The sequence below is a fragment of the Rhizobium sp. P38BS-XIX genome, from assembly GCF_012641435.1.
GTDB lineage: Bacteria > Pseudomonadota > Alphaproteobacteria > Rhizobiales > Rhizobiaceae > Rhizobium.
Genome location: NZ_JABAIJ010000035.1, coordinates 1 through 585 on the forward strand (window position 1 = coordinate 1; position 585 = coordinate 585).

Here is a 585-nt window from a genome sequence, read left to right on the forward strand (position 1 = left end):
CGGAAGCGCGGATCATGGACGTGGTCGAGCAGACCGGCACGGAGCTGATCGTGCTGGCGCGCTACATGCAGATCCTGTCGGACTCCATGTGCCAGAAGATGTCCGGCCGCATCATCAACATCCATCATTCCTTCCTGCCGTCGTTCAAGGGGGCCAACCCCTACAAGCAGGCCTATGAGCGCGGTGTGAAGCTGATCGGCGCGACGGCGCACTATGTGACCGCCGATCTCGACGAAGGTCCGATCATCGAGCAGGATACGGCGCGCATCACGCATGCGCAGTCGGCCGAGGATTACGTCTCGATCGGCCGTGACGTGGAAAGCCAGGTGCTGGCCCGCGCCATCCATGCGCACATCCATCATCGCAACTTCATCAACGGCAACCGTACCGTCGTCTTCCCGGCAAGCCCAGGATCCTACGCATCAGAGCGGATGGGGTGAGGCCAATGGCGCTTGCTTCAGTGATCGATGGCAAGGTTGCAGCGGCTTCGGTGATCGAGGCGGTCAAGAATGCGGCGGCGGGACTTGAGGCGGAGACCGGTGTGAAGACCGGGCTTGCGGTCGTGATCGTCGGTGACGATCCGGC

General features: G+C 62.4%; 1 protein-coding gene and 1 pseudogene. Both read left to right on the top strand.

The genetic code is table 11. The features are described from left to right. Positions 1-440: formyltetrahydrofolate deformylase (locus tag HGP17_RS33395; RefSeq protein ID WP_168816346.1), on the top strand; the 440-nt coding region annotated here is incomplete at its 5' end. A gap of 5 nt (positions 441-445) precedes the next feature. Then, a pseudogene (locus HGP17_RS33400) lies at positions 446-585 on the top strand (bifunctional methylenetetrahydrofolate dehydrogenase/methenyltetrahydrofolate cyclohydrolase); the annotation flags it as partial.